This window comes from Roseomonas sp. OT10 (genome assembly GCF_020991085.1).
GTDB classification, from domain to species: Bacteria; Pseudomonadota; Alphaproteobacteria; order Acetobacterales; family Acetobacteraceae; genus Roseomonas; species Roseomonas cutis.
In genome coordinates, this window is the sequence record NZ_CP087719.1 from 3903942 (window position 1) to 3924058 (window position 20117).

The window sequence follows — 20117 nt, forward strand, 5'->3', positions numbered from 1 at the left end:
CGGTGACGTTCAGCGGGCGGAACGCTGCGCGTCGGCCACGGCGGCGGCGCCGACCTGGTACAGGATGCCATGCGGGGAGCGGCCGACCGGAATCTGCGTCAGCTCGCCCGTGGCGGGGTCCAGGACGCCCACCTTGCGGATGAAGCGCAGCGTCGCCCAGAGCTTGCCGTCCGGACCGAAGGTGATGTCGTCCGGCCCGCCCGGCACCTCGTAGACGCGGCGGATGGCCAGGGTCCTGGGGTCCAGCGCGGTGATGCGGCTGTCCACCCGGCTGGTCACGTAGATCGTGTCGCCGTTCGGCGAGGGGAAGACCTGATGGGTCCCGCGCCCCAGCACGATCCGGCGCTCCACCACCCGCGCCTCGGGATCGACGACGGCCAGATTGTCCGAGCCCATGATGCCGACCAGCAGCCTGCCCTCGTGCCAGAGGATGCCCGCCGGATCACGGCCGACCTCCAGCTTCCACAGCACCTCCCGCGTGTCCAGGGCGATCGCGGCGATCTCCCTGTCGCCCTGCAGGGTGACGTAGGCCACCTTGCTGTCCGGGCTGAAGGCGACGTGGCTCGGCATGTCGCCGGAGCGGACCCGCCCCTGCAGGGTCAGCGCCTGCCCGTCCCAGCCGTAGACGTCCACCTGATCGCGGCGGAGGCTGGTGACCACCAGCCTCTTGCCGTCCGGGGTGAAGGCCAGGTGGTAGGGGTTGCTGATCCGCTCCCGCCGCTTCACCTCGCCCGTGGCGGGGTCGAGGAAGACCATCTCGTTGCCGCCGGAATCCCCGACCAGGATCTGGGTTCCGTCCGGGGTCAGGGTCAGGTGGTGGACCTCGCGCAGGGCGGGGATGCGCCGCACCTCCTGCTGGGTCCTGCCGTCCAGCAGCTGGATGCTGGGGTCGGTCGAGTTCAGCACGAAGACCAGGTCGGCCCGTGCCGCCGCGGGCGCCAGCAGCGTCGCCGCGGCGAACAGGACAGCGCGGACGGTGGCGCAGGGGGAGAGCCGCATGGAACCTCGCAGGGTCCTGTCGGGGGGGGAGGACCTTGAACGCGTCAGCCTAGCGCGTCGTTCCCGTCTCTTCCACCGCGGGCCGGAAGTCGAGGGCAGCGCCGTTCATGCAGTAGCGCAGCCCGGTGGGCGGCGGACCGTCCGGGAAGACATGGCCGAGATGCCCGTTGCAATGGGCGCAGTGGACCTCCGTCCGCACCATGCCGAAGGTGCGGTCGGTGGTGGTCGCCACCTGCCCCTCCACCGGGTGGAAGAAGGAGGGCCAGCCGGTGCCGCTCTCGAACTTCGTCACCGAATCGAAGAGCGGCTGGCCGCAGCCGGCGCAGTGATACGTCCCGGCGCGCTTCTCCCCGTTCAGCGGGCTGCTGCCCGGCCGCTCCGTGCCGTGCTCGCGCAGGACCCGGTAGGCCTGGGGGGTCAGGCAGTGCTGCCACTCCGCCTCGGTGCGGGCGGCCTCGGCACGGGTCTTCTCGTCGCTCATGCCGCGCGCTCCCGCAGGCGGTGGGCGAAGGTCTTGCGGAACTTCGCGACCTTCGGGGCGATCACGGCCCGGCAGTAGCCGGACCAGGGGGTCCGCTCGAAGTAGTCCTGGTGCTCCGCCTCGGCGGGCCAGAACTCCCCGGCCGGGACCAGCTCGGTCGTCAGGGGCGCGGGGTAGAGCGCCGCCGCCTCCGCCATCACCGCCTCCGCCGTCGCCGCCTGCTCCGGCGAGGTGGTCAGGACGATGCTGCGGTACTGCGGGCCGACATCGGCGCCCTGGCGGTCCTTCGTGGTGGGGTCATGGATGGTGAAGAAGACCCGCAGGATGTCGGCATAGGAGATCACGGCGGGGTCGAAGACGACCTTCACCACCTCGGCATGGCCGGTCTTCTTGCCACAGACCTGCTCATAGGTCGGATTGGGGACCTGGCCCCCGGCATAGCCGGAGACGACCTCGGCCACCCCCTCCAGCTTGCGGTAGACGGCATCGAGGCACCAGAAGCAGCCGCCGCCGAGGATGGCGGTCTCCCGGGATGGGTTCGCGGTTTCGCTCATGGGCCGGATGTGGTGCCTCCCCCTCGCCTCGCCAATCTCCCCGCCCCCAACGCCGCGCGGGACCGCCCCGTTGCGCGCGGGGGCCTTCGCACCCGCCCCCGCCGGGTGCAGTTTGCCGCCCGCGATGATCTTCCCCGCCCCCTCCCCCGCCCCTTTCCCCGAGGCCGATGCCGACACCCTGGGCTTCGACGCGGCCCGCCTGTCCGAGGCCGTCGCCTGGGCCCAGGGGCATGAGAGCCCCTTCCCGCGCGACCTGCCGGCCTTCCTGGAATCCGGCCATTTCGAGCCGCCGCCGCACAACGCGGTGCTGGGCCCGGTCGAGCCGCGCGGCGCGCCCAACGGTCTGATCCTGCGCCACGGCCGGGTGGCCGCGCGCTGGGGGGATACGCGGCAGGCGGACCGCACCTTCTCCGTGGCGAAGTCCTGCCTCTCCCTCCTCACCGGGATCGCGGTGCTGGACGGGCTGATCGCCGATCTGGACGCGCCGATCTCGGCCACCGTCCCCGATCCCGCCTTCGTCGGCCCGCGCAACGGCGCCGTCACCTGGCGGATGCTGCTCTCCCAGACCAGCGAGTGGGAGGGCACGCTGCACGGCAAGTCGGATGCGATCGACCGGGGCCGGCAGCTCCAGCGCGAGGGCGCGGCGGCCAAGCAGCACGACCGCCCGCTGAAGCAGCCCGGCACGCACTGGGAATACAACGACGTGCGGGTGAACGCGCTGTCGCTGGCGCTGATGCACCGCTTCGGCCGGGCGCTGCCGGAGGTCTGGGCGGAGCGGGTCGTCGCCCCCATCGGCGGCAGCGCCGACTGGTCCTGGGACGGCTACCGCACCGCCTGGGTGGATCTGCCCAATGGCGTGCGGGCGCTCTCCGTCCCGGGCGGCACGCATTGGGGCGGGGGGATGCGGACCCATGCCGAGGACCAGGCGCGGCTCGGCCTGCTCATGCTGGCCGGCGGCATCTGGGAGGGCCGGCGCCTCCTGCCCCCCGGCTGGGTGGCGGCGAGCGGCACGCCCTGTCCGCTGAACCGCGACTACGGGCTGCTGTGGTGGCTGAACGCGACAGGGCGCTACCCCTCGGCCGACCGGGAGAGCCTGTTCGCCCAGGGGGCCGGCGGCAACACCATCTGGATCGAGCCCGCCACCCGCATCGTCGCCGTCTTCCGCTGGCTCGACCCCGCCGCCCTGCCCGGCATGATCGAGCGCGTCACCGCCGCCCGAACCATCTGACGACGAGCCCGACCCGACCATGGACACCGAGAGCCCGCCCCTGCCCGCCGAGGCCCCCATGGCCGAGGTCTTGGCGCTCCACGCCCGCCTGCCCACCCTCGACACCCATGTGGACATCCCCTGGCCCGCCACGCCCGACCCGCGCGGCGAGACCGTCCGGCAGGTGGACTTCCCGAAGATGGCGGCGGGCGGGCTGAAGGCCGTCGTCTTCATCGCCTATACCCCCCAGGGCCCGCGCACGCCCGAGGGCCATGCCGCCGCCGGCCAGCGCGCCGAGGCGATGCTGCGCACCATCCGCGGGACCGTGCCCGGTTCCGGGAACCGCCGCCTCGTCGCCACGGCGGAGGCGCTGGAGCGCGCCCATGCGGAGGGCGCCTTCGCCGTGCTGCTGGGGGTGGAGAACGGCAACGCCATGGGGCACGACCTCTCCCGCCTCGCGCTGTGGAAGGGGCTGGGCGCCTGCTACCTGACCATCACCCATGACGGGCACAACGACCTGGCCGACGCCGCCCGTCCGAAGCCCGAGCTGGGCGACGGCCCCGCGCTGCATGGCGGGCTGAGCGCGCTGGGCCGGCAGGCGGTGGGCGAGATGAACCGGCTGGGGCTGATGGTGGACGTCTCGCACATCGCGCGCACCTCCTTCTTCCACGCCGTCGAGGCCTCCCGCGCCCCGGTGGTCGCCACCCACGCCTGCTGCGCCGCGCTGCGGCCGCATCCGCGCAACCTCGACGACGAGCAGCTCGACGCGCTGCGCGACACCAAGGGGCTGATCCAGGTCACCGCCGTGCCCGCCTTCCTCCGCGCGCCCGACGCGGACGGGAAGTACCGCGCCTCGGTCGCCGACATGGCCGACCACGTGGAGCACGCGGTGAAGCGCATCGGGCTGGAGCATGTCGGCCTGTCCAGCGACTTCGACGGCGGCGGCGGGGTGGAGGGCTGGCGCCATGCCGGCGAGACGGCCGGGCTGACCGCCGAGCTGGTGCGGCGCGGCTTCGACGAGGCGGCGCTGGAGCTGCTCTGGTCCGGCAACTTCCGCCGCGTCTGGCGCGCGGCCGAGGCAGTGGCCGCCGAAGGGGGCTGACGGGGCCGGGCCGGCAGCCTGCGGCCGGCCCCGGCGCCGTCCCGCGGGTTGGGGGCCACCCGTTTGAGGGGTGCGGGGCCGCGGCCGGGACGGCATTCCGGCCGCGGAACGTCGTGCCGACGTCCGCAAGACCGTCGGAGACCCGCGATGCCGCCCCGTCCCCTCATCCTGCTTCCGCTCGCCGGCTGGCTGGCCGGCTGCGCGACGGGCGTCCTGCCGCCGGAGGATGCGGTCGCCGCGGCCCGGGGCGCGCCGGCCTCCCCTCCCCTTCCAGTGGAAGCGGCCCTTCCCGCCGCAACTCCGCCCGATTCCTGTGCGGCCATCGAGGCCGAGATGAGCGATCCTGCCTTCGCCGCCGAGATGATGCGCGCCATGCGCGAGAACATGCAGGCGATGCGTGGCCTGGGCCTCGGCGGCCAGGTCGCGCGCACCGCGCTGGGCCTGGTGCCCTATGCCGGCGCGGTGGCGGGGATGGTGCTGGACGGGGTCGAGAGCGCCGGCCGTGCCGCGGCGCAGGAGCGGATGCACGCCAGCCTCGACGGGATGCTGGCGCGGCAGGAGGCGCTGCTGACCCGCTACGGCGCGGCCGGCTGCCACCGCGCCCAGGGCACCGGGCCGTCCAACCGCGCCATGCCGCCCGCCGCCCCGCCGGGGGAGGCGGAAGGTTGACCGCTCCCCCCATCCTCTGGACCGTGCTGCTGACCCGCTGGCTGGGCGGGGCCGCCGTGGCCGCTCAGCCCGGGGTCAGCAACCCTACCACCGCGCCGACCATGCCGCAGGCGATCACCGCCGAGAGCAGCGAGGGCAGCCCCAGCCGTACGATCTCCGGCCGGCGTTCCGGGCACATGACGGTCATGCCCCCGACCATGATCCCCACCGAGGCGAAGTTGGTGAAGCCGCAGAGCGCCCAGGTCAGCACCAGCCGCGAGCGTTCCGACAGCCCGGCGCCTCCGGAGGCGGCGAGCTCCAGGTAGGAGACGAACTCGTTCACCGCGACCTTCACGCCCAGCGAGGCGGCGACGGTCCCGGCCTCGGCCACCGGCACGCCCATGGCCAGCGCGATGGGCCACATCAGCCAGCCCATCACCGCCCGCACCGTCAGCCCGGTGGGCGAGAGGATCATGTCCGCCAGCGCCACCAGCGCCACGAAGACGATCAGCGTCGCCATGATGCCGAGCAGCAGCTGCAGCCCGTCCGCCGTGCCGCGCACCACCGCCTCCATGCCGCTGTCGTAGAGCGGCGGCATCTCCGGCTCCGCCGCCTCCACGGCGCCGGGGGCGGGGGGGATCATCAGCAGCGCGGCGAGGATCGAGGCGGGCGCGCTGACCAGGCTGGCGGCGAGGAGCTGCCCCGCCGCATCCGGCACCACCGGCGCCAGCATGGTCGCATAGACCACCAGCATGTTGCCCGAGATGGTGGCGAGCCCCGCGACCATCACCGCGAAGAGCTCCGCCGTGGACAGGCGCGCGAGCCAGGCGCGGATCAGCAGCGGCGCCTCCACCATGCCGACGAAGACATTCGCCGCCACGGAGAAACCGCAGGCCCCCGACAGCCCGAAGGCCCGGCGCAGCGCCCGCGACAGCAGCCCGACCACGAAGGGCAGCACCCGCCAGTGGTAGAGCAGCGCCGAGAGCGCGCCGACCACCAGCACCAGCGGCAGGGCCTGGAAGAACAGGATGAAGGAGGCGCCCGGCCGCAGCTCGGCATAGGGCAGCGGCGCGCCGCCGAGATAGCCGAAGACCAGCGCCGTGCCCTCCCGCGTCGCCCGCGCCAGCGCGTCCACCGCATCGCCCAGCCAGGCGAAGGCGCGGCGCACCGGCGGGACGTGGAGCAGCAGCGCCCCGGCCGCCACCTGCCCGGCCAGCCCGGCGACGACGGTGCGCCAGGGGATGGGCCGGCGGCAGCCGCCGCAGAGCCAGGCGAAGGCGGCCAGCGCCAGCAGGCCGAGGCCGGATTGCAGTTGCAGCGCGCTCATGCGCGGAAGGCGGGGGACAGGGCGGGGTCTCCTGGATGAATGGCGAATCCGGGGCGGATCGGCGGGTGACCGGGGCGGGGGGTGCTTCTAGGATCGCCCCGACCCTCCGACGACCCGGGAATCGCTTGCCAGCATGACGCGTGCCGCCCCGCCCCCCCTGTCCGCCACCCGGGGCGAGGCCGCCCGGGCCGGAGCGGCCCATCCGGCGCCGGCCGGCAGCGCGCTCGGGCGGCTGCGGCCGCTCTGGCCGGGGCTGCTGCTCTGCGCCGGGGTGTCGGTGGCGGCCTATGCCCTGGCGGCGCTGGAGGCGGCGCTGTTCGGCCGCGCCTGGATCGAACCGCTGGTGCTGGCGATCCTGCTCGGCGTCGGCCTCCGCACCGCCTGGACGCCGGGCGGGGCCTGGCAGCCGGGGATCCACTTCGCGGGCAAGACGCTGCTGGAGGTGGCGGTGGTGCTGCTGGGCACCGCCCTGTCCGCCCACACGCTCTGGGCGGTCGGGCCGGTGCTGGTGGCGGGCATCCTGGTGGTGGTCGCGCTGGCGGTGGCCGGGGGCTACGCGCTCGGCCGGCAGGTCGGGCTGCCGAAGCGCATGGCGATGCTGGTCGCCTGCGGCAATGCCATCTGCGGCAATTCCGCCATCGCCGCCGTGGCGCCGGTGATCGGGGCGCAGGCGCGCGACGTGGCCTCGGCCATCGCCTTCACCGCCGTCCTCGGCGTGGTGGTGGTGCTGGCCCTGCCGATCCTGGTGCCGCTGCTGGGCCTGACGGAGGCGCAGTTCGGCGTGGTGGCGGGGCTGACCGTCTATGCCGTGCCGCAGGTGCTGGCCGCGACGGCGCCGGTGGGGGCGACGGCGGTGCAGGTGGGCACGCTGGTGAAGCTGGTGCGGGTGCTGATGCTGGGCCCGGTGGTGGTGGCGCTGTCCCTGCTGGCGCCGCGCTTCCGGGAGGCGGGGGAGGCCGTGCCCGGCGCCGTGCGGCTGCGGCTGACCCGCGTGGTGCCGTGGTTCATCCTGGGGTTCCTGGCGGCGGCGGCGCTGCGCTCGCTGGGGCTGGTGCCGCCCGCGGCGCTGGGGCCGATCGCGACGGTGGCGACGGGGCTGACCGTGCTGTCCATGGCCGCGCTGGGGTTGGGGGTCGACGTGCGTTCGGTGCTGCGGGCGGGGCCGAAGGTGGTGCTGACGGTGGTGGGGTCGCTGCTGGTGCTGGGGGTGGTCAGCCTGGGGCTGGTGGCGCTGCACGGCCCGGCGCCGTGAGGACGCCGGGCGCCCCGCGGGGCGGTCAGTAGCGTTCGGGCACGTAGAGCTCGGGCGGCAGGGTGCGGCGTTCGTAGTGCGGGTCGAAGACGCGCTCCGGCAGGGTGACCGGCTCGCTCGGCACCTCCTGGTACGGGACCAGGGAGAGGAGGTGCGCGATGACGTTCAGGCGGGCGCGCTTCTTGTCGTTGCCCTCCACGATGTACCAGGGCGCCTCGGGGATGTTGGTGCGGGCGAACATCTCCTCCTTCGCCTTGGTGTACTGCTCCCACCGCACGCGGGATTGCAGGTCCATCGGCGAGAGCTTCCACTGCTTCAGCGGGTCGTGGATGCGCATGAGGAAGCGGAGCTGCTGCTCCTCGTCCGTGATGGAGAACCAGTACTTCACGACGAGGATGCCGGAGCGGACCAGCATGCGCTCGAATTCCGGCACGTCGCGGAAGAAGTCCTCCACCTGGTGCTCGCTGGCGAAGCCCATCACGCGCTCGACGCCCGCGCGGTTGTACCAGGAGCGGTCGAACAGCACGATCTCGCCCGCCGCCGGCAGGTGCGCGACGTAGCGCTGGAAGTACCACTGCGTCCGCTCGCGGTCCGACGGCGCGGGAAGGGCAACGACGCGGCAGGTGCGCGGGTTCACGCGCTGGGTGATGCGCTTGATCGCGCCACCCTTGCCGGCGCTGTCGCGGCCCTCGAACAGGACGACGAGCTTGAGGCCGTTCTTCACGACCCAGTCCTGGAGCTTCACCAGCTCGCCTTGCAGGCGGAGGAGTTCGCGGAAGTAGAGGGCGCGGTCGATGGAGTCGCGCTTGTGCGCGGCCTTGAGGGCGAGGAGTTCGGGTGGAAGGCGGTTGTCGTCGAGTTCGAGTTCCAGCTCCTCGTCGAGGTCGTCCTGGAGTTCGAGTTCGGCCCAGGAGGGGGTGGGAGTGGAGGGGCTTCGGGCCGGCATCAGACTTCCTTAAGGTCGGGATAGTTATGGGGCGAGTTATAGGCTGGAAGCCGTGACGGTTTTGTGATGTGAAATATCTTTTTGGTGCTAAGACAAAATCGAAAAAGTGACAGCACTTTTAATTATTGCTACCATCAAAATTTGAAAAAAACTATCATTATTTAACCTATATTTGTATTTTTGCCGCACTTACTAATGAACTCTCTTATGAATTTCTCCTCATTAAGCGATGTCTTTACGTTATCCAAGAACCATTCGAGATCTAGTCTCGCCTCTTCTTTATCTTCCCCACCTCCTAGCGGATTTTCTAGCAAATCGAATACATCGGCGAGTGGAGGATCGGAACTGGACAGCCACCAGATCATTCGAAGTTCTACATAAGCATTCTCCTTCAAGACCGTGTTTCCGAATAACAGTGCAGATTTTGCCTCTGGTCCCCTAAGGCCACCAATGATCCTTTCCAATGGACCGCCAAGAGGTGGACGGTAACCAGGATTCGCTTCGAGAAAGCTTCCATTATCAAGTATCGTTTCTACGCATTCGCCAGAGAAAGGATCCTTCCCTGAAAGATTTTCTGTCAATGGCAGGCACCATCGACGGGCGGAGCAAACCATTTGATCAACGCGAATAAGATCATCTATGTAAACATGGTAGCCGTACATCATATAACGATTGCCGGCACTTCCATAAGAACTTAATTGTTTTATATAAGTGTCGACATGCTCATATTTCGAATTCCAAGAATTAAAATTCTTTGGTGGGGCATCAAATTTCTCTAGCAAAATTCTGTGGTCAATGCTGCGTAGAGTTTCCCGAAGTTTCACGAGATCATGGCCAAATTTTTTTGTTGACCGACCGTTAAACAAGAGAATTGCCTTATAGTATTTCTCGATGGCGTGTAAGCTTAACCATAGAAAATCCAGCGGAAGACGATTTATAAAAGCGAGTCGCGCCAACAGGTAGTTTTCGTCTGCGGTGTAAACAAACATTCTGCGAATAATTTCTTGCCGAAATATCATTTGTTCTCCGGCCTCTCCGGCCAATCATGCCGCGGATACCGCCCCCGCATCTCCTTCCTAACCTCGCTCCACGCCCCCGCCCAAAACGCCCCGAGGTCCCCCGTCACCGCCACCGGCCGCCCGGCCGGTGACAGCAGCGCCACCTGCAACCCCACCCGCCCGCCGAGCAGCCTCGGCACATCCGCCATCCCGAACAGATGCTGCGCCCGCGCCTCCAGCGTCGGCGGGTCGCGGTCGTAGTCGATCGCCGCCGAGCGCCCGTTCGGCAGCGCCACCCGGTCCGGCAGCGCCTCGTCCAGCCGCTTGCGCATCGCCCAGGGCAGCAGCGCCCCCAGCGCCTCCATCACCCCCACGCCGCGCAGCTCGGACAGCTTGCTCATCCCGTGCAGGTGCGGCGCCAGCCACTCCCCCGCCGTCGCGGCCAGCGCGGCATCGGACACGTCCGGCCATTCCTCCCCCTCCACGCGCCGCGCCCAGCCCAGCCGCGCGCGGAACCGCTTCGCCGCCTCCGTCCAGTTCAGGTCCCGGAACCCCCGCTCCGCCGCGGCCGCCGCCAGCGCGCCTGCCACCGCCGCCGGGTCCGCCGCCGGGATCGTCGCCTCCTCCAGCACCAGCGGCCCGAAGCGCAGCCGCCGCCGCGACAGCACCGCCCCGGCGCGCGCGTCGAACGCCGCCCCCTCCTCCCGCACGAAGCGTTCCGGAAACCGCGCCTCCAGCACGGCACGGGACAGCGGCGCGGCCATCCGGATTCGCGCCTCCGTCCCCTGAAGCTGGAGGTCCGCCACCGCCAGCAGCGGCGCCTTGCCCAGCGGGTCCGTCGCCGGCAGCCGCGCCCCCTGGCCGGAGGCGAGGCGGAACGCCCCGTCCATCGTCCCGCGCTTCGCCGCGATCCGGTCCGGGAAGCCCGCCGCCAGCAGCGCCGCCGGATCGCCGCTCGCCGCCACGCCGCCCGGGACGCGCAGCCGCCGCCGGTGCAGCCCGGCCGCCCGGCGGATGCGCGCGACGGTGCCCCGATCGGCCCCCGGATGGTCGCCCCCCGCCAGAAGGTCCAGCCGCAGCCCGATCTCCGACGGCGCCTCGCGGTCGCGGATCGGGTCGCGCTCCTCCAGCAGCGCGGCGAGGTCGGCGGCCAGCGCCCGTTCCTCCGGCGCCTCGGCCGCCTCCATCATCCGGGCCAGGCGCGGATGCGTCCCCAGCCGCGCCATGCGCCGCCCCATCGGCGTGATGCGCCCGTCCCCGTCCAGCGCGTCGAGGTCGCGCAGCAGCGCCCGCGCGGCGGCGAGCGTCCCCTCCGGCGGCGGGTCGAGGAAGGCCAGCTCGCGCGGCTCCGCCCCCCAGGCGGCGCAGTCGAGCGCGAGGCCGGACAGCTCCGCCTCCAGCATCTCCGGCCGGTCGGCCAGCGGCAGGCCGCGGTGCAGCGCCTCCGTCCACAGCCGGATCGCCACCCCCGGCGCGGTGCGCCCGGCGCGCCCCGCCCGCTGCTCCGCCGTCGCGCGGCCGATCCGCACGGTGGCGAGCTTGGAGAGGCCCGAGGCCGCATCCAGCTTCGGCACCCGCCGGAAGCCGCCATCCACCACGATCCGCACCCCGGGCACGGTCAGCGAGGTCTCGGCAATGGAGGTGGAGAGCACCACCTTCCGCCGCGCGGACGGCGCCAGCGCCCGGTCCTGCTCGGCCGGCGGCAGCTCGCCATGCAGGGCGATCACCTCCGCATCCACGCCCCCCAGCCGCTCGGCGGTGCGAGCGATCTCCCCCCAGCCGGGGAGGAAGGCCAGCACGTCGCCCGGATGCTCGCGCAGCGCCCCCCGGATGGCCCCGGCCATCGCCTCCGGCAGGTCGCGCGGGGTGGCGAGGTCGCGCGGCCGGTGCTCGATGGCCACGGGGAACATCCGCCCGGCGCTCTCGACCAGCGGCGCCTCCCCCAGCAGCGCCGCGAAGCCCGCGGCGTCCAGCGTCGCGGACATCGCCACCAGCCGCAGCTCCGGCCGCAGCGCCCGTTGCAGGTCGAGGCAGAGCGCGAGGCCGAGGTCCGTGTCCAGGTGCCGCTCGTGCGCCTCGTCGAACAGCACCGCCGCGACGCCCTCCAGCCCCGGGTCGGATTGCAGCCGCCGCACCAGCAGCCCCTCCGTCACCACCTCGACCCGCGTGGCGTCTGAGACGGCGCGGTCCAGCCGGGTGGTCAGGCCGACCCGCTGCCCGACCGGCTCGCCGAGGAGGTCGGCCATTCGCCGCGCGGCCGCCCGGGCGGCGAGGCGGCGGGGCTCCAGCACCAGGATCTTCCCCCCCGCCGCCCAGGGCTCGGTCATGAGGGCCAGCGGGACGAGGGTGGTCTTGCCCGCCCCGGGTGGCGCGACGAGGACGGCGTTGGACCCGGCGCGCAGCGCCTCGGCCAGTCGGGGAAGGGCCTCGGTGACGGGAAGATCGGGGAGTTCCATGCGGGACCGAGGGTAGAGCAGGGGCGGCAGCCGGCAGCAACGGCCGAGCGGCTGGGCGGCTGGGCGGCTGGGCGGGCCGCACGGTCGTGCCCGTCGCATGGCCGGCCCGGCGCAGGCGGGGATTGCCAGCGCGGGCGGGTCAAGGAATGTTATGGTATAACATACTTACTTGAGGATGCGATGCCCCTCCCCCGCCGCCCCTTCCTCCTGGCCGCCCTCGCGGCCCTGCCCACCGCCCGGGCCCTGGCGCAGGCCGGCACGCCGCTGCCGGTGGTCGCCTCCTTCTCCATCCTGGGGGACATGGTGCGCCAGATCGGCGGGGACCGCGTCGCGGTGCGCGTGCTGGTCGGGCCGGGCCAGGACGCGCACGCGTTCCAGCCCCGCCCTTCCGACGCGGCCGCGTTGCGCGACGCGGCCGTGGTGGTCCGCAACGGGCTGGGCTTCGAACCCTGGCTGGACCGGCTGTTCCGCTCCTCCGGCAGCACGGCGCGGCTGGTGACCGCTACGGAGGGCGTAACGGCGCGCAAGGCGGCGGCTGACGGGCACGGCCACAGCCATGGCGCGGGCGCCCCGGACCCGCATGCCTGGCAGGACCTGCGGAACGCCCAGACCTATCTGCGCACCATCGCCGCCGGCCTGGCCGCGGCCGATCCGGCGGGGGCCGAGAGCTATGCCCGCAACGCCGCCGCCTATGCCGGGCGGCTGGCGGCGCTGGACGCCTGGGTGCGGGAGCAGATCGCCACGGTGCCGGAGGCGAAGCGCAAGGTGGTCACCAGCCATGACGCCTTCGGCTATTTCGGCGCCGCCTATGGCGTCACCTTCCTGGCGCCGCAGGGCATCAGCACGGAGGGCGAGCCCTCCGCCGCACAGGTCGCGGCGCTGATCCGCAGCGTGAAGGCGCAGGGGATCACCGCCGTCTTCGTCGAGACCATGACCAACCCCGCCCTGCTCGACCGGTTGGCGAAGGATGCCGGCGTCCGCGTGCGGGGCTCGCTCTTCTCGGACGCCCTCTCGCCCCCGGACGGACCGGCGCCGACCTACGAGGCAATGTTCCGGCACAACCTGTCCCTGCTGGTTCCCGCCATGCGCGGGGATGTCTAGCGCGTGTACCCGGGGGGGGTTGTCGGGTTCGGCGTGATCTCTTGCCCCCCGGGGTGAGGCTCCGCCTCCCCCCGATGCCCCCCTCCGCCGGGGCCACGAGCGGGCCCCGGACCCCGCTGGGAGTCCGGCTCGCTTGGTGGGCGTCAGCCTGCGGGCGGCATCCGGGGAGCGCGCGGACAGGCGGGGCACCGAAGAAGAATAATAGGCCGCGCGTGCTGCGACCGCCGTCGCCGGGGAGCGATGCTCCCCGGCGTGCCGACGCGTCTGTGAAAGGGGGTCCAGGGGCTCTGCTCCTGGCGGATAGGGGGGTCCGGGGGGAGAAGGCGGAGCCTTTCCCCCCGGCGGCCAACCACCGGAGCGCCCGGGTCCACCAGCGGGCGCCCCATACCGGACGCGGTCAGGCGAGAGGCCAAACGAAAACACCGCGCAGCGGCCGGGCCGTGCGCGGGTTTCGTGTCCCGATCGGAAGGTCTCAGCGACCCGGCGACACCCCATCCGCGGGGCAGCACCGGCAAGACGCCTCGGGCCGCCAGCCAGCCGGCCGGCAGCCGTTCCGTCAGCCCTGACGGGCCTTCATGCGGGGGTTCTTCTTGTTCAGGACGTAGAGGCGGCCACGGCGGCGCACCACCACGCAGTTCTTGTCGCGGACCTTGGCGGACTTGAGGCTGTTGCGGATCTTCATGACAGGGTTCTTCCGATCGAGCGGGCGCGTATAGGGGGGTAGGCCCGGGTGGTCAACCGCGGCCGGGCGATGGCTGCCACCCCGGATCTCAGGCCAGCGCGCGCGCCGGCTGCCGCAGCAGGGCATCGAAGGCCTGCGGGGCCATCGGCGCCCCGAAGAGGTAGCCCTGCGCCTCCTGCACGCCCTCGGCGCGCAGCAGGGCGAACTGGCTCTCCTCCTCCACGCCCTCCGCATTGGTGATCACGCCCAGCGCGCTTCCCATGCCGACCAGGGCACGCAGCAGCGCCAGCGCCCGCTCGTCATGGCCCAGGTCGCCGATGAAGGCGCGGTCCACCTTGATCTTGTCGAAGCGGAAGCGCTGCAGCGTGGCGAACGAGGAGTAGCCGGTGCCGAAATCATCCATCGCCAGCCGCACGCCCAGCGCGCGCAGCCGCGACAGGGTGCCCAGCGTCTCCGCCGTATGGGCCAGCATCACGGCCTCGGTGATCTCCAGCTCCAGCCGCTCGGGCGGCAGGCCGGACCGCGCCAGCGCCTGCTCGACCGTCGCGACGAAGCCCGCCTGGCGCACCTGGATCGGAGAGACGTTCACCGCTACCGAGAGGTCCGGCCAGCCGGCCGCGACGCGGCAGGCTTCCGCCAGCACCCAGGCGCCGAGCGGCACGATCAGCCCGCTCTCCTCCGCCACGGGGATGAAGCTGTCCGGCGGGATCGGGCCATGGACGGGATGCGTCCAGCGCAGCAGCGCCTCCGCCCCCATCACCCGGCCGCTGGCCACGCAGACCTGCGGCTGGAAGGCCAGCCGGAACTCGCCCCGGGCGATGGCGGCGCGCATGTCCTGCACCATGGCGCGCCGCCGCCGCAGCCGCTCGTCCATGTCGGGCGCGAAGACCCGCAGCCGGCCGCGGCCATCCATCTTCGCCTGGTGCAGCGCCAGCTCGGCACCGCGCAGCAGCTCCGCCACCATCTCCTCCGCCATGGCGGGGGTCAGCGCCGGCAGGCTCCCCGCCCCCCGGATCGCGGCGCCGAGGGAGACGCCCAGCAGGCAGGCCTCGCCCGACACCTCGAAGGGCTGGGCCAGGATGGCCAGGATGCGATCCGCCAGCGCCGACAGCCCGGCGGGCTCGCCCAGCCCGTGCGCCACCAGCACGAAGGAGTCGCCCCCGCTCCGCGCCAGCGTGTCGGAGCCGCGGAGGCAACCGCGCAGCCGCTCCGCGACCTGGCACAGCAGCGCATCCCCGGCGGCCGAGCCCAGCGTGTCGTTCACCGCCTGGAAGCGGTCGAGGTCGAGGGACAGGACGGCGAGGGCCTGGCCGGTCCGCTCCGCCAGCCCCACCGCGACCTGCAGCCGGTCGCGCAGCAGCGCGCGGTTGGGCAGGCCCGTCAGCGAATCGTACTGCGCGATGTGGCGCAGCCGCTCCTCCAGCCTGTCCCGCTCGGCGGCGGCCGCATGCAGCGGGGCGCTGGCGGCGGCCAGGGCGACGAGCTCGGGCGGGGCCTCGCCGCCGAGCAGCGGCGGCGCCTCCCCCCCCGGGGGCTGCCGCAGCCGCTGCGCCAGGCGCTGCAGCGGTCGCGTCAGCCGAAGGGCCGCCCGGTGCCCGGCGAGCAGGGTGGCCGCGAGGCTCGCCAGCACCAGCGCGGCCACGGCCGGGCCCGGATCCAGGAGGAAGGCCAGATCCGCCGTCATGCCGGCCGAATGGGCGCCGCACCACAGCATAGCCGCGAGCGAGCCGGCCAGCAGCCCCGCCGCCCAGCCGGGCAGCAGCGCCGTCAGGATCAACCGGCCTGCCACCCCGGAGCAGGTCCGGCGCAGGCTTGGCCACCACCGCTGCATCATCGGGCCGCTGTCCCTGGCTGCATGGGGCGACAGTGACGGGCCGGGGTTAATGCGCCCTGAAGCGGCCGCACCCGTGCGCCACCCGTTGCCCGGATGCCGCAGCGGCGGCAGAGACGCACGGATGCAGACCTGGCTCGACGCCTTCGTCCCCGCCTTCGGGCTGATGCTGCTGGGCGCGGCGCTGCGTCGGCGCCTGCTGCCCGATCCGGCGGTCTGGGCGGGGATCGAGCGGCTGGTCTTCTGGGTGCTGCTGCCCTGCCTGCTCGCCGGCTCGATCTCCGCCGTCGACCTGTCGCGCCTGCCGCTGGGCGGACTCGGCGCGGCGATCTGGATGGCCCTGGCGCTCGGCACCCTGGCGAGCTGGCTCTACGCGCGCGGCGCAAGGCTGGGCCACGCGACCGGCACCACGGTCCTGCAGGGCGGCATCCGCTTCAACAACCTGATGGCCTTCGCCATCGTCGGCCCGGTCCTGGGGGCGCCCGGCCTCGCGCTGGGCGGGGTGACCACGGGGCTGATCGTGCCGGGGGTCCAGCTCATCCTGACCCTCGCCTTCGCCATGGGCGGGCACGGCGCCCGCCCCTCGCCAGGGCGGCTGCTGCGCCAACTGGCGACCAACCCGCTGATCCTGGGCTGCCTCGCCGGCTTCCTGCTGGCGGCGCTGGGCGGGCTGCCCCCGGGGCTGGGGGCGCTGACCCGCGCGCTCGGCTCCGCCTCCGTCGCCCTGGGGATGCTGGCGGTGGGCGCCGCCCTCACCCGCGCCGGGCTGCGCCACCGCCCGGTCACGCAGGCGCTGGTCACCGCCTGGAAGCTGCTGGCCATGCCGGCCCTGACCTGGTCGCTCTGCGCGCTGCTCGGCCTGCCGCCCCTGGCCACGGCGGTGGCCACGCTGTTCATGGCCATGCCCACCGCCACCACCGCCTATGTGATGGCCCGCATCATGGGCGGCGACGCCCCGCTGATGGCCGCCATGACCACCAACCAGCACGTCGCCGCCGTGGTCACCCTGCCGCTCTGGGTCGCGCTGCTGCTGGGCTGACCATGCCGCGCCGGCCGGCCGACCCTCGCCATGGCGGGTGGTTATGATAATGCGTCGCAAGCGAAGGCCGCCCCGGCCAGGACCGGGCTGCGCCGCCGCAGAAGGAGAGCCGCAGGGGATGACCGCCATGACCAGGGGCGCCGCGACGTCACCGGACCCTGGCAGCGCCAGGACAGCGGCGGCCGCCCCGGCGCCGCGGCCTTGACCGCCGCCACGCCCGGCGCGGCCAGGCCGGAATCCCGCGCGCCGGTGCGCGACGGCGTCGTGACGACGCTGATGGCCGCCACCTTCTGCGGCAGCCTCGCCATGATGAGCTTCGTGGCGCTGATCGGGCCCATCGCCCGCGTCGCCGGGCTCGCGCCCTGGCAGGCCGGGCTGGCCGTCACCGCCTCGGGCGTCATGTGGATGCTGGGCGCGCGCCCCTGGGGGCTGGCGAGCGACCGGTACGGGCGCCGGGCCGTGCTCCTCCTCGGGGGCACCGGATTCGCCCTGTCCTACTGGGCGCTCTGCCTCTTCGTCGACGCGGTGCTGCGCTGGCAGCTGCCGGCGGCGCTCGCCTTCGCCGGCCTCGTCCTGGGGCGGGCGCTGGTGGGCGGCACCTACGCGGCCATCCCGGCCGCCAGCGGCGCCCTCATCGCGGACCGGACGCCGCCCGACCGGCGGGCCGCCGCCATGGCCCTGCTGGGCACGGGCAGCGGGGCGGGGCTGGTGCTCGGCCCCGCCCTGGCGGCGCTGCTGGTGCCCTATGGCCTGAGCGCGCCGCTCCTGGCCACCGCCGCCCTGCCGCTGGCGGCGCTGCTGGCGCTCTGGTGGAAGGTGCCGGCCCCGCCGCCACAGGCGCGGCCGCCGCGGACGCCGCTCCGCCTGCTCGACCCCCGGCTGCGCCATCCGCTCCTCGCGGGCTTCGCCGCGATGTTCAGCGTCTCCATCGCCCAGGTCACGATCGGCTTCTTCGCCCTGGACCGGCTGGGCCTGCCGCCGGAGGCCGCGGCGCAGGCGGCCGGCACCGCGCTGATGATGGTGGGCGTCGCCCTGGTGATCTCCCAGGCCATCGCCGCGCGGCTGCGCCTGGCCCCGGAGCGGATGATCGGGCTGGGCACGCTGGTCGCCGGGCTGGGCTTCGGCTCCGTCGCGCTGGCGGAGCAAGGCTGGATGCTGGCGGCCGCCTACTTCGTCGCCGCCTCCGGGATGGGCTGGGTGTTCCCCGGCTTCTCCGCCATGGCGGCCAACAGCGTCGGCCCGGCGGAGCAGGGCGGGGCGGCCGGGGCGGCGGGCACAGCGCAGGGGCTCGGGATGCTGGTCGGGCCGGTCGCGGGCAGCCTGCTCTACATGCTGGACCCCGCCCTGCCCTACCTGCTGGTCGGCGTTCTGCTCCTCGGCGTCTCCCTGTCCATGGCGCTGCGCGCCCGCCCGGCCCGGGATGCGGGCCTGGCGGGATGAGCCGCCCCGCCCCGACCGGCGAAGCCCATCACCCACCGCGGAGGCAGAACTGATGACAGGCGTGCGGCGCAGGACCTTCCTGGGGGCGGGCGGCGCGCTCGCCGTCGCGGCCTCCGGCGCCCGGGCCCAAGGCGGAGGCCCAGTGGGAAGCCCAAGGGAAGGCCCAGTGGGAGGCGAGGGCGGCTGGCCCAGCCGGCCGGTGCGGCTGCTGGTCGGCTTCGCACCGGGCGGGGCGGTGGACATCGTGGCACGGCTGATCGCCCCCGCCCTGTCCGCCCGCCTGGGCCAGCCGGTGGTGGTGGAGAACCGCGCCGGTGCCGGCGCCAACATCGCCGCCGAGGCCGTGGCCAACGCGCCGCCGGACGGGCACGTGCTGCTGCTGGCCACGCCGGGCCCGCTGACCATCAACCCCGCCATCTACGAGCGGCTGCCCTTCGACGCGGAGCGCGGCTTCGCCCCGGTGGCACGGCTGGGCAAGGTGATGGACGTGCTGGCGGTCCCGGCCGACCGGCCGTGGCGCAGCGTGGCGGAGGTGCTGGAGGCCGCGCGGGCGAAGCCGGGCGGGCTGGTCCTCTCCTCCTCCGGCGTCGGCTCCGGCAGCCATCTCGGCATCATCCTGCTGGAGCACCTGGCGAAGGTCTCGGTGCTGCACGTGCCCTACCGCGGCGGCGGGCCGATGATGGGCGACTTCCTCTCGGGCAAGCTGGACGCCACGATCGGCACGGGGCCGGTGCTGGTGCCGCTGGGCCAGGCCGGCCGCATCCGGCTGCTGGGCGTGGCCTCGGAACAGCGATCCCGGCTGCTGCCCGACCTGCCCAGCATCGCCGAGACGGTGCCGGGCTACGAGATGGACAACTGGTTCGGCCTCGCCGCGCCCGCGGGCACGCCGCCGGGGGTGGTCGCGCGCCTGCATGCGGCGGCGGCGGCGGCCCTGGCCGAGCCCGCCCTGGCCGCCCGCTTCTCGGAGCAGGCGACGGAGCCGGCCCTGCTCGGCCCGGCGGAATTCGGCGCCTTCCTGGCGGCGGAGCGAGCGCGCTGGACGCCGCTGCTGCAGGCGGCCGGGGTGAAGGTGGATTGAGCCCCCACCCCTCCCGCCGGGCGTTGCTGGGCGCCGCCTCCGGCCTCGCCCTCGCCGCCCGCGCCAGGGCGGCGGGGACGGCGCCGACGGAGGCGGTGGAGAGCTTCGACCTCGGCAGCGGCGAGGGGCCGGCCTGGCGCATCACGCTGGCCCCGCCGGCCGGCGCGGCGCCGCCCGGCGGGCACCCCTCCCTCTGGCTGCTGGACGGCAACGCCACCTTCCCGCTGGCGCTGCAAGCGCGCTCGGCCGCCGGCGCCGACGGCGTCGCGCTGGTGGGGGTCGGCCATCCCGGGGGAGACCGGCCGGACGTCGCGCGCCGCTTCCACGAGCTGACGCCGCCGACCGTGGCGGACAACTTCGGCGAGCGGCGCGGCAACCCGCCGGAGACCGGCGGGCGCGGCGCCTTCCTGCACTTCCTCGAGGCCGTGCTGCGCCCCGGCCTGGACGGCCGGCTGCCGCTGGACCCCGCGCGGCGGACCCTGTTCGGCCACTCCCTCGGCGCGTTGTTCGGGCTGCACGTGCTGTTCACCCGGACGGAGCTGTTCGAGGCCTATGCCCTGGCCGACCCCTCCATCTGGTGGAACCGGCGCTCCATCCTGGACGAGCAGGCGGCCTTCCTGGCAGGGCTGCGCCTCGGCGGCGGGCGCGCGGCGCGGCCGGTCCGCATCCTGCTCTCCACCTCCGGCCGGGCGGGTTCGCCCGAGAGCGCGCGGCGGATGCAGTCGCCGAACGGGGGCGACACGGCGGCCGCCCTGGCCGGGGTGGCGGGGCTGCGGGTCGGCTTCCGGCACATGGCGGAGGAGGATCATGGTTCCATGCGCTCCCCGGCCGTGGCCGATGCCCTGGCGCTGGCAGCCGGAGGGGCGCCCGAGGCGATCGCGTCACGGTAGCCAGGGAGCGTCGCCCGCGACCTTGTGTCGCGCGGATGGGCAGCCTATCGAGAATGCCTATCAAGAACAGTCCGGCCCGGCCCGGG

General features: G+C 73.5%; 18 protein-coding genes. 9 read left to right on the forward strand and 9 right to left on the reverse strand.

What is annotated here, in order from left to right; genetic code table 11:
* Positions 1–9 precede the first annotated feature (9 nt).
* The 3 genes from LPC08_RS17795 to msrA are packed head-to-tail and all read right to left on the reverse strand — an operon-like array spanning position 10 to position 2034.
* Complete coding sequence (locus tag LPC08_RS17795; RefSeq protein ID WP_230449571.1) at positions 10–999, reverse strand: YncE family protein; 990 nt, start codon at positions 997–999, stop codon at positions 10–12.
* Between the two features lie 49 nt (positions 1000–1048).
* Positions 1049–1480, reverse strand: a complete 432-nt coding sequence (gene msrB / locus LPC08_RS17800) for a peptide-methionine (R)-S-oxide reductase MsrB (protein WP_230449572.1) — start codon at positions 1478–1480, stop codon at positions 1049–1051.
* Positions 1477–2034, reverse strand: a complete 558-nt coding sequence (msrA, locus tag LPC08_RS17805; protein WP_230449573.1) for a peptide-methionine (S)-S-oxide reductase MsrA — start codon at positions 2032–2034, stop codon at positions 1477–1479. The genes msrB and msrA overlap by 4 nt, the downstream gene beginning before the upstream one ends.
* Before the next feature lie 124 nt (positions 2035–2158).
* On the opposite strand from msrA, the gene LPC08_RS17810 reads away from it, so the two are divergent.
* From LPC08_RS17810 to LPC08_RS17820, 3 genes are all read left to right on the forward strand, one after another.
* Positions 2159–3262 (forward strand): serine hydrolase domain-containing protein, encoded by a 1104-nt coding sequence (locus LPC08_RS17810; RefSeq protein WP_230449574.1) that lies wholly within the window; start codon positions 2159–2161, stop codon positions 3260–3262.
* A 19-nt stretch (positions 3263–3281) separates the two neighbouring features.
* Entirely contained in the window at positions 3282–4343 is a 1062-nt protein-coding gene (locus LPC08_RS17815) for a dipeptidase (protein WP_230449575.1), read from the forward strand.
* A 147-nt stretch (positions 4344–4490) separates the two neighbouring features.
* Positions 4491–5012 carry a hypothetical protein gene (locus LPC08_RS17820; protein WP_230449576.1) on the forward strand — a complete coding sequence of 174 codons (522 nt, stop codon included), beginning with the start codon at positions 4491–4493 and terminating at the stop codon, positions 5010–5012.
* Between the two features lie 64 nt (positions 5013–5076).
* On the opposite strand, the gene LPC08_RS17825 is transcribed toward LPC08_RS17820, so the two are convergent.
* Positions 5077–6318, reverse strand: coding sequence for a NupC/NupG family nucleoside CNT transporter (locus LPC08_RS17825; RefSeq protein WP_230449577.1), 1242 nt, complete (start codon positions 6316–6318; stop codon positions 5077–5079).
* A 133-nt stretch (positions 6319–6451) separates the two neighbouring features.
* Between LPC08_RS17825 and LPC08_RS17830 the strand changes: the two genes are divergently transcribed.
* Entirely contained in the window at positions 6452–7570 is a 1119-nt protein-coding gene (locus LPC08_RS17830) for a YeiH family protein (protein ID WP_230449578.1), read from the forward strand.
* Positions 7571–7595: 25 nt separating this feature from the next.
* Here the strand turns inward: LPC08_RS17830 and ppk2 are convergent, their stop codons facing one another.
* The 3 genes from ppk2 to hrpB all read right to left on the reverse strand — a co-directional run bounded on the left by ppk2 (position 7596) and on the right by hrpB (position 11970).
* The gene (gene ppk2 / locus LPC08_RS17835) at positions 7596–8516 is read right to left on the reverse strand and encodes a polyphosphate kinase 2 (protein WP_230449579.1); all 921 of its coding nucleotides are present in this window, start codon (positions 8514–8516) and stop codon (positions 7596–7598) included.
* A 161-nt stretch (positions 8517–8677) separates the two neighbouring features.
* Positions 8678–9505 (reverse strand): HEPN domain-containing protein, encoded by an 828-nt coding sequence (locus tag LPC08_RS17840; RefSeq protein ID WP_230449580.1) that lies wholly within the window; start codon positions 9503–9505, stop codon positions 8678–8680.
* Between the two features lie 26 nt (positions 9506–9531).
* Positions 9532–11970, reverse strand: coding sequence for an ATP-dependent helicase HrpB (gene hrpB, locus LPC08_RS17845; RefSeq protein WP_230449581.1), 2439 nt, complete (start codon positions 11968–11970; stop codon positions 9532–9534).
* A 180-nt stretch (positions 11971–12150) separates the two neighbouring features.
* Here hrpB and LPC08_RS17850 point away from each other — a divergent pair, with 180 nt between their 5' ends.
* The gene (locus LPC08_RS17850; protein WP_230449582.1) at positions 12151–13071 is read left to right on the forward strand and encodes a metal ABC transporter solute-binding protein, Zn/Mn family; all 921 of its coding nucleotides are present in this window, start codon (positions 12151–12153) and stop codon (positions 13069–13071) included.
* A gap of 556 nt (positions 13072–13627) precedes the next feature.
* Here LPC08_RS17850 and ykgO read toward each other — a convergent pair.
* A complete protein-coding gene (ykgO, locus tag LPC08_RS17855; protein ID WP_230449583.1) occupies positions 13628–13753 on the reverse strand; it encodes a type B 50S ribosomal protein L36 in 126 nt (41 codons plus the stop codon).
* A gap of 88 nt (positions 13754–13841) precedes the next feature.
* Entirely contained in the window at positions 13842–15542 is a 1701-nt protein-coding gene (locus tag LPC08_RS17860) for a putative bifunctional diguanylate cyclase/phosphodiesterase (protein WP_230449584.1), read from the reverse strand.
* Between the two features lie 166 nt (positions 15543–15708).
* Here LPC08_RS17860 and LPC08_RS17865 point away from each other — a divergent pair, with 166 nt between their 5' ends.
* The 4 genes from LPC08_RS17865 to LPC08_RS17880 all read left to right on the forward strand — a co-directional run bounded on the left by LPC08_RS17865 (position 15709) and on the right by LPC08_RS17880 (position 20031).
* Positions 15709–16623, forward strand: a complete 915-nt coding sequence (locus tag LPC08_RS17865) for an AEC family transporter (RefSeq protein ID WP_230449585.1) — start codon at positions 15709–15711, stop codon at positions 16621–16623.
* A gap of 201 nt (positions 16624–16824) precedes the next feature.
* Complete coding sequence (locus LPC08_RS17870) at positions 16825–18063, forward strand: MFS transporter (protein WP_230449586.1); 1239 nt, start codon at positions 16825–16827, stop codon at positions 18061–18063.
* A 166-nt stretch (positions 18064–18229) separates the two neighbouring features.
* Positions 18230–19141 carry a Bug family tripartite tricarboxylate transporter substrate binding protein gene (locus tag LPC08_RS17875; protein WP_230449587.1) on the forward strand — a complete coding sequence of 304 codons (912 nt, stop codon included), beginning with the start codon at positions 18230–18232 and terminating at the stop codon, positions 19139–19141.
* Positions 19138–20031: an alpha/beta hydrolase gene (locus tag LPC08_RS17880; RefSeq protein ID WP_230449588.1), complete on the forward strand. Its 894-nt coding sequence runs from the start codon at positions 19138–19140 to the stop codon at positions 20029–20031. Before LPC08_RS17875 ends, LPC08_RS17880 begins: the two co-directional genes overlap by 4 nt.
* Positions 20032–20117: the final 86 nt, after the last annotated feature.

Bases quoted from the DNA above. Each gene is read 5' to 3' on its own strand.
- hrpB (WP_230449581.1), bottom strand. From the start codon at position 11,970: ATGGAACTCCCCGATCTTCCCGTCACCGAGGCCCTTCCCCGACTGGCC.
- LPC08_RS17795 (WP_230449571.1), bottom strand. From the start codon at position 999: ATGCGGCTCTCCCCCTGCGCCACCGTCCGCGCTGTCCTGTTCGCCGCG.
- LPC08_RS17820 (WP_230449576.1), top strand. From the start codon at position 4,491: ATGCCGCCCCGTCCCCTCATCCTGCTTCCGCTCGCCGGCTGGCTGGCC.
- LPC08_RS17815 (WP_230449575.1), top strand. From the start codon at position 3,282: ATGGACACCGAGAGCCCGCCCCTGCCCGCCGAGGCCCCCATGGCCGAG.
- LPC08_RS17810 (WP_230449574.1), top strand. From the start codon at position 2,159: ATGATCTTCCCCGCCCCCTCCCCCGCCCCTTTCCCCGAGGCCGATGCC.
- msrA (WP_230449573.1), bottom strand. From the start codon at position 2,034: ATGAGCGAAACCGCGAACCCATCCCGGGAGACCGCCATCCTCGGCGGC.
- ppk2 (WP_230449579.1), bottom strand. From the start codon at position 8,516: ATGCCGGCCCGAAGCCCCTCCACTCCCACCCCCTCCTGGGCCGAACTC.
- LPC08_RS17840 (WP_230449580.1), bottom strand. From the start codon at position 9,505: ATGTTTGTTTACACCGCAGACGAAAACTACCTGTTGGCGCGACTCGCT.
- ykgO (WP_230449583.1), bottom strand. From the start codon at position 13,753: ATGAAGATCCGCAACAGCCTCAAGTCCGCCAAGGTCCGCGACAAGAAC.
- LPC08_RS17850 (WP_230449582.1), top strand. From the start codon at position 12,151: ATGCCCCTCCCCCGCCGCCCCTTCCTCCTGGCCGCCCTCGCGGCCCTG.
- LPC08_RS17830 (WP_230449578.1), top strand. From the start codon at position 6,452: ATGACGCGTGCCGCCCCGCCCCCCCTGTCCGCCACCCGGGGCGAGGCC.
- LPC08_RS17825 (WP_230449577.1), bottom strand. From the start codon at position 6,318: ATGAGCGCGCTGCAACTGCAATCCGGCCTCGGCCTGCTGGCGCTGGCC.
- LPC08_RS17865 (WP_230449585.1), top strand. From the start codon at position 15,709: ATGCAGACCTGGCTCGACGCCTTCGTCCCCGCCTTCGGGCTGATGCTG.
- msrB (WP_230449572.1), bottom strand. From the start codon at position 1,480: ATGAGCGACGAGAAGACCCGTGCCGAGGCCGCCCGCACCGAGGCGGAG.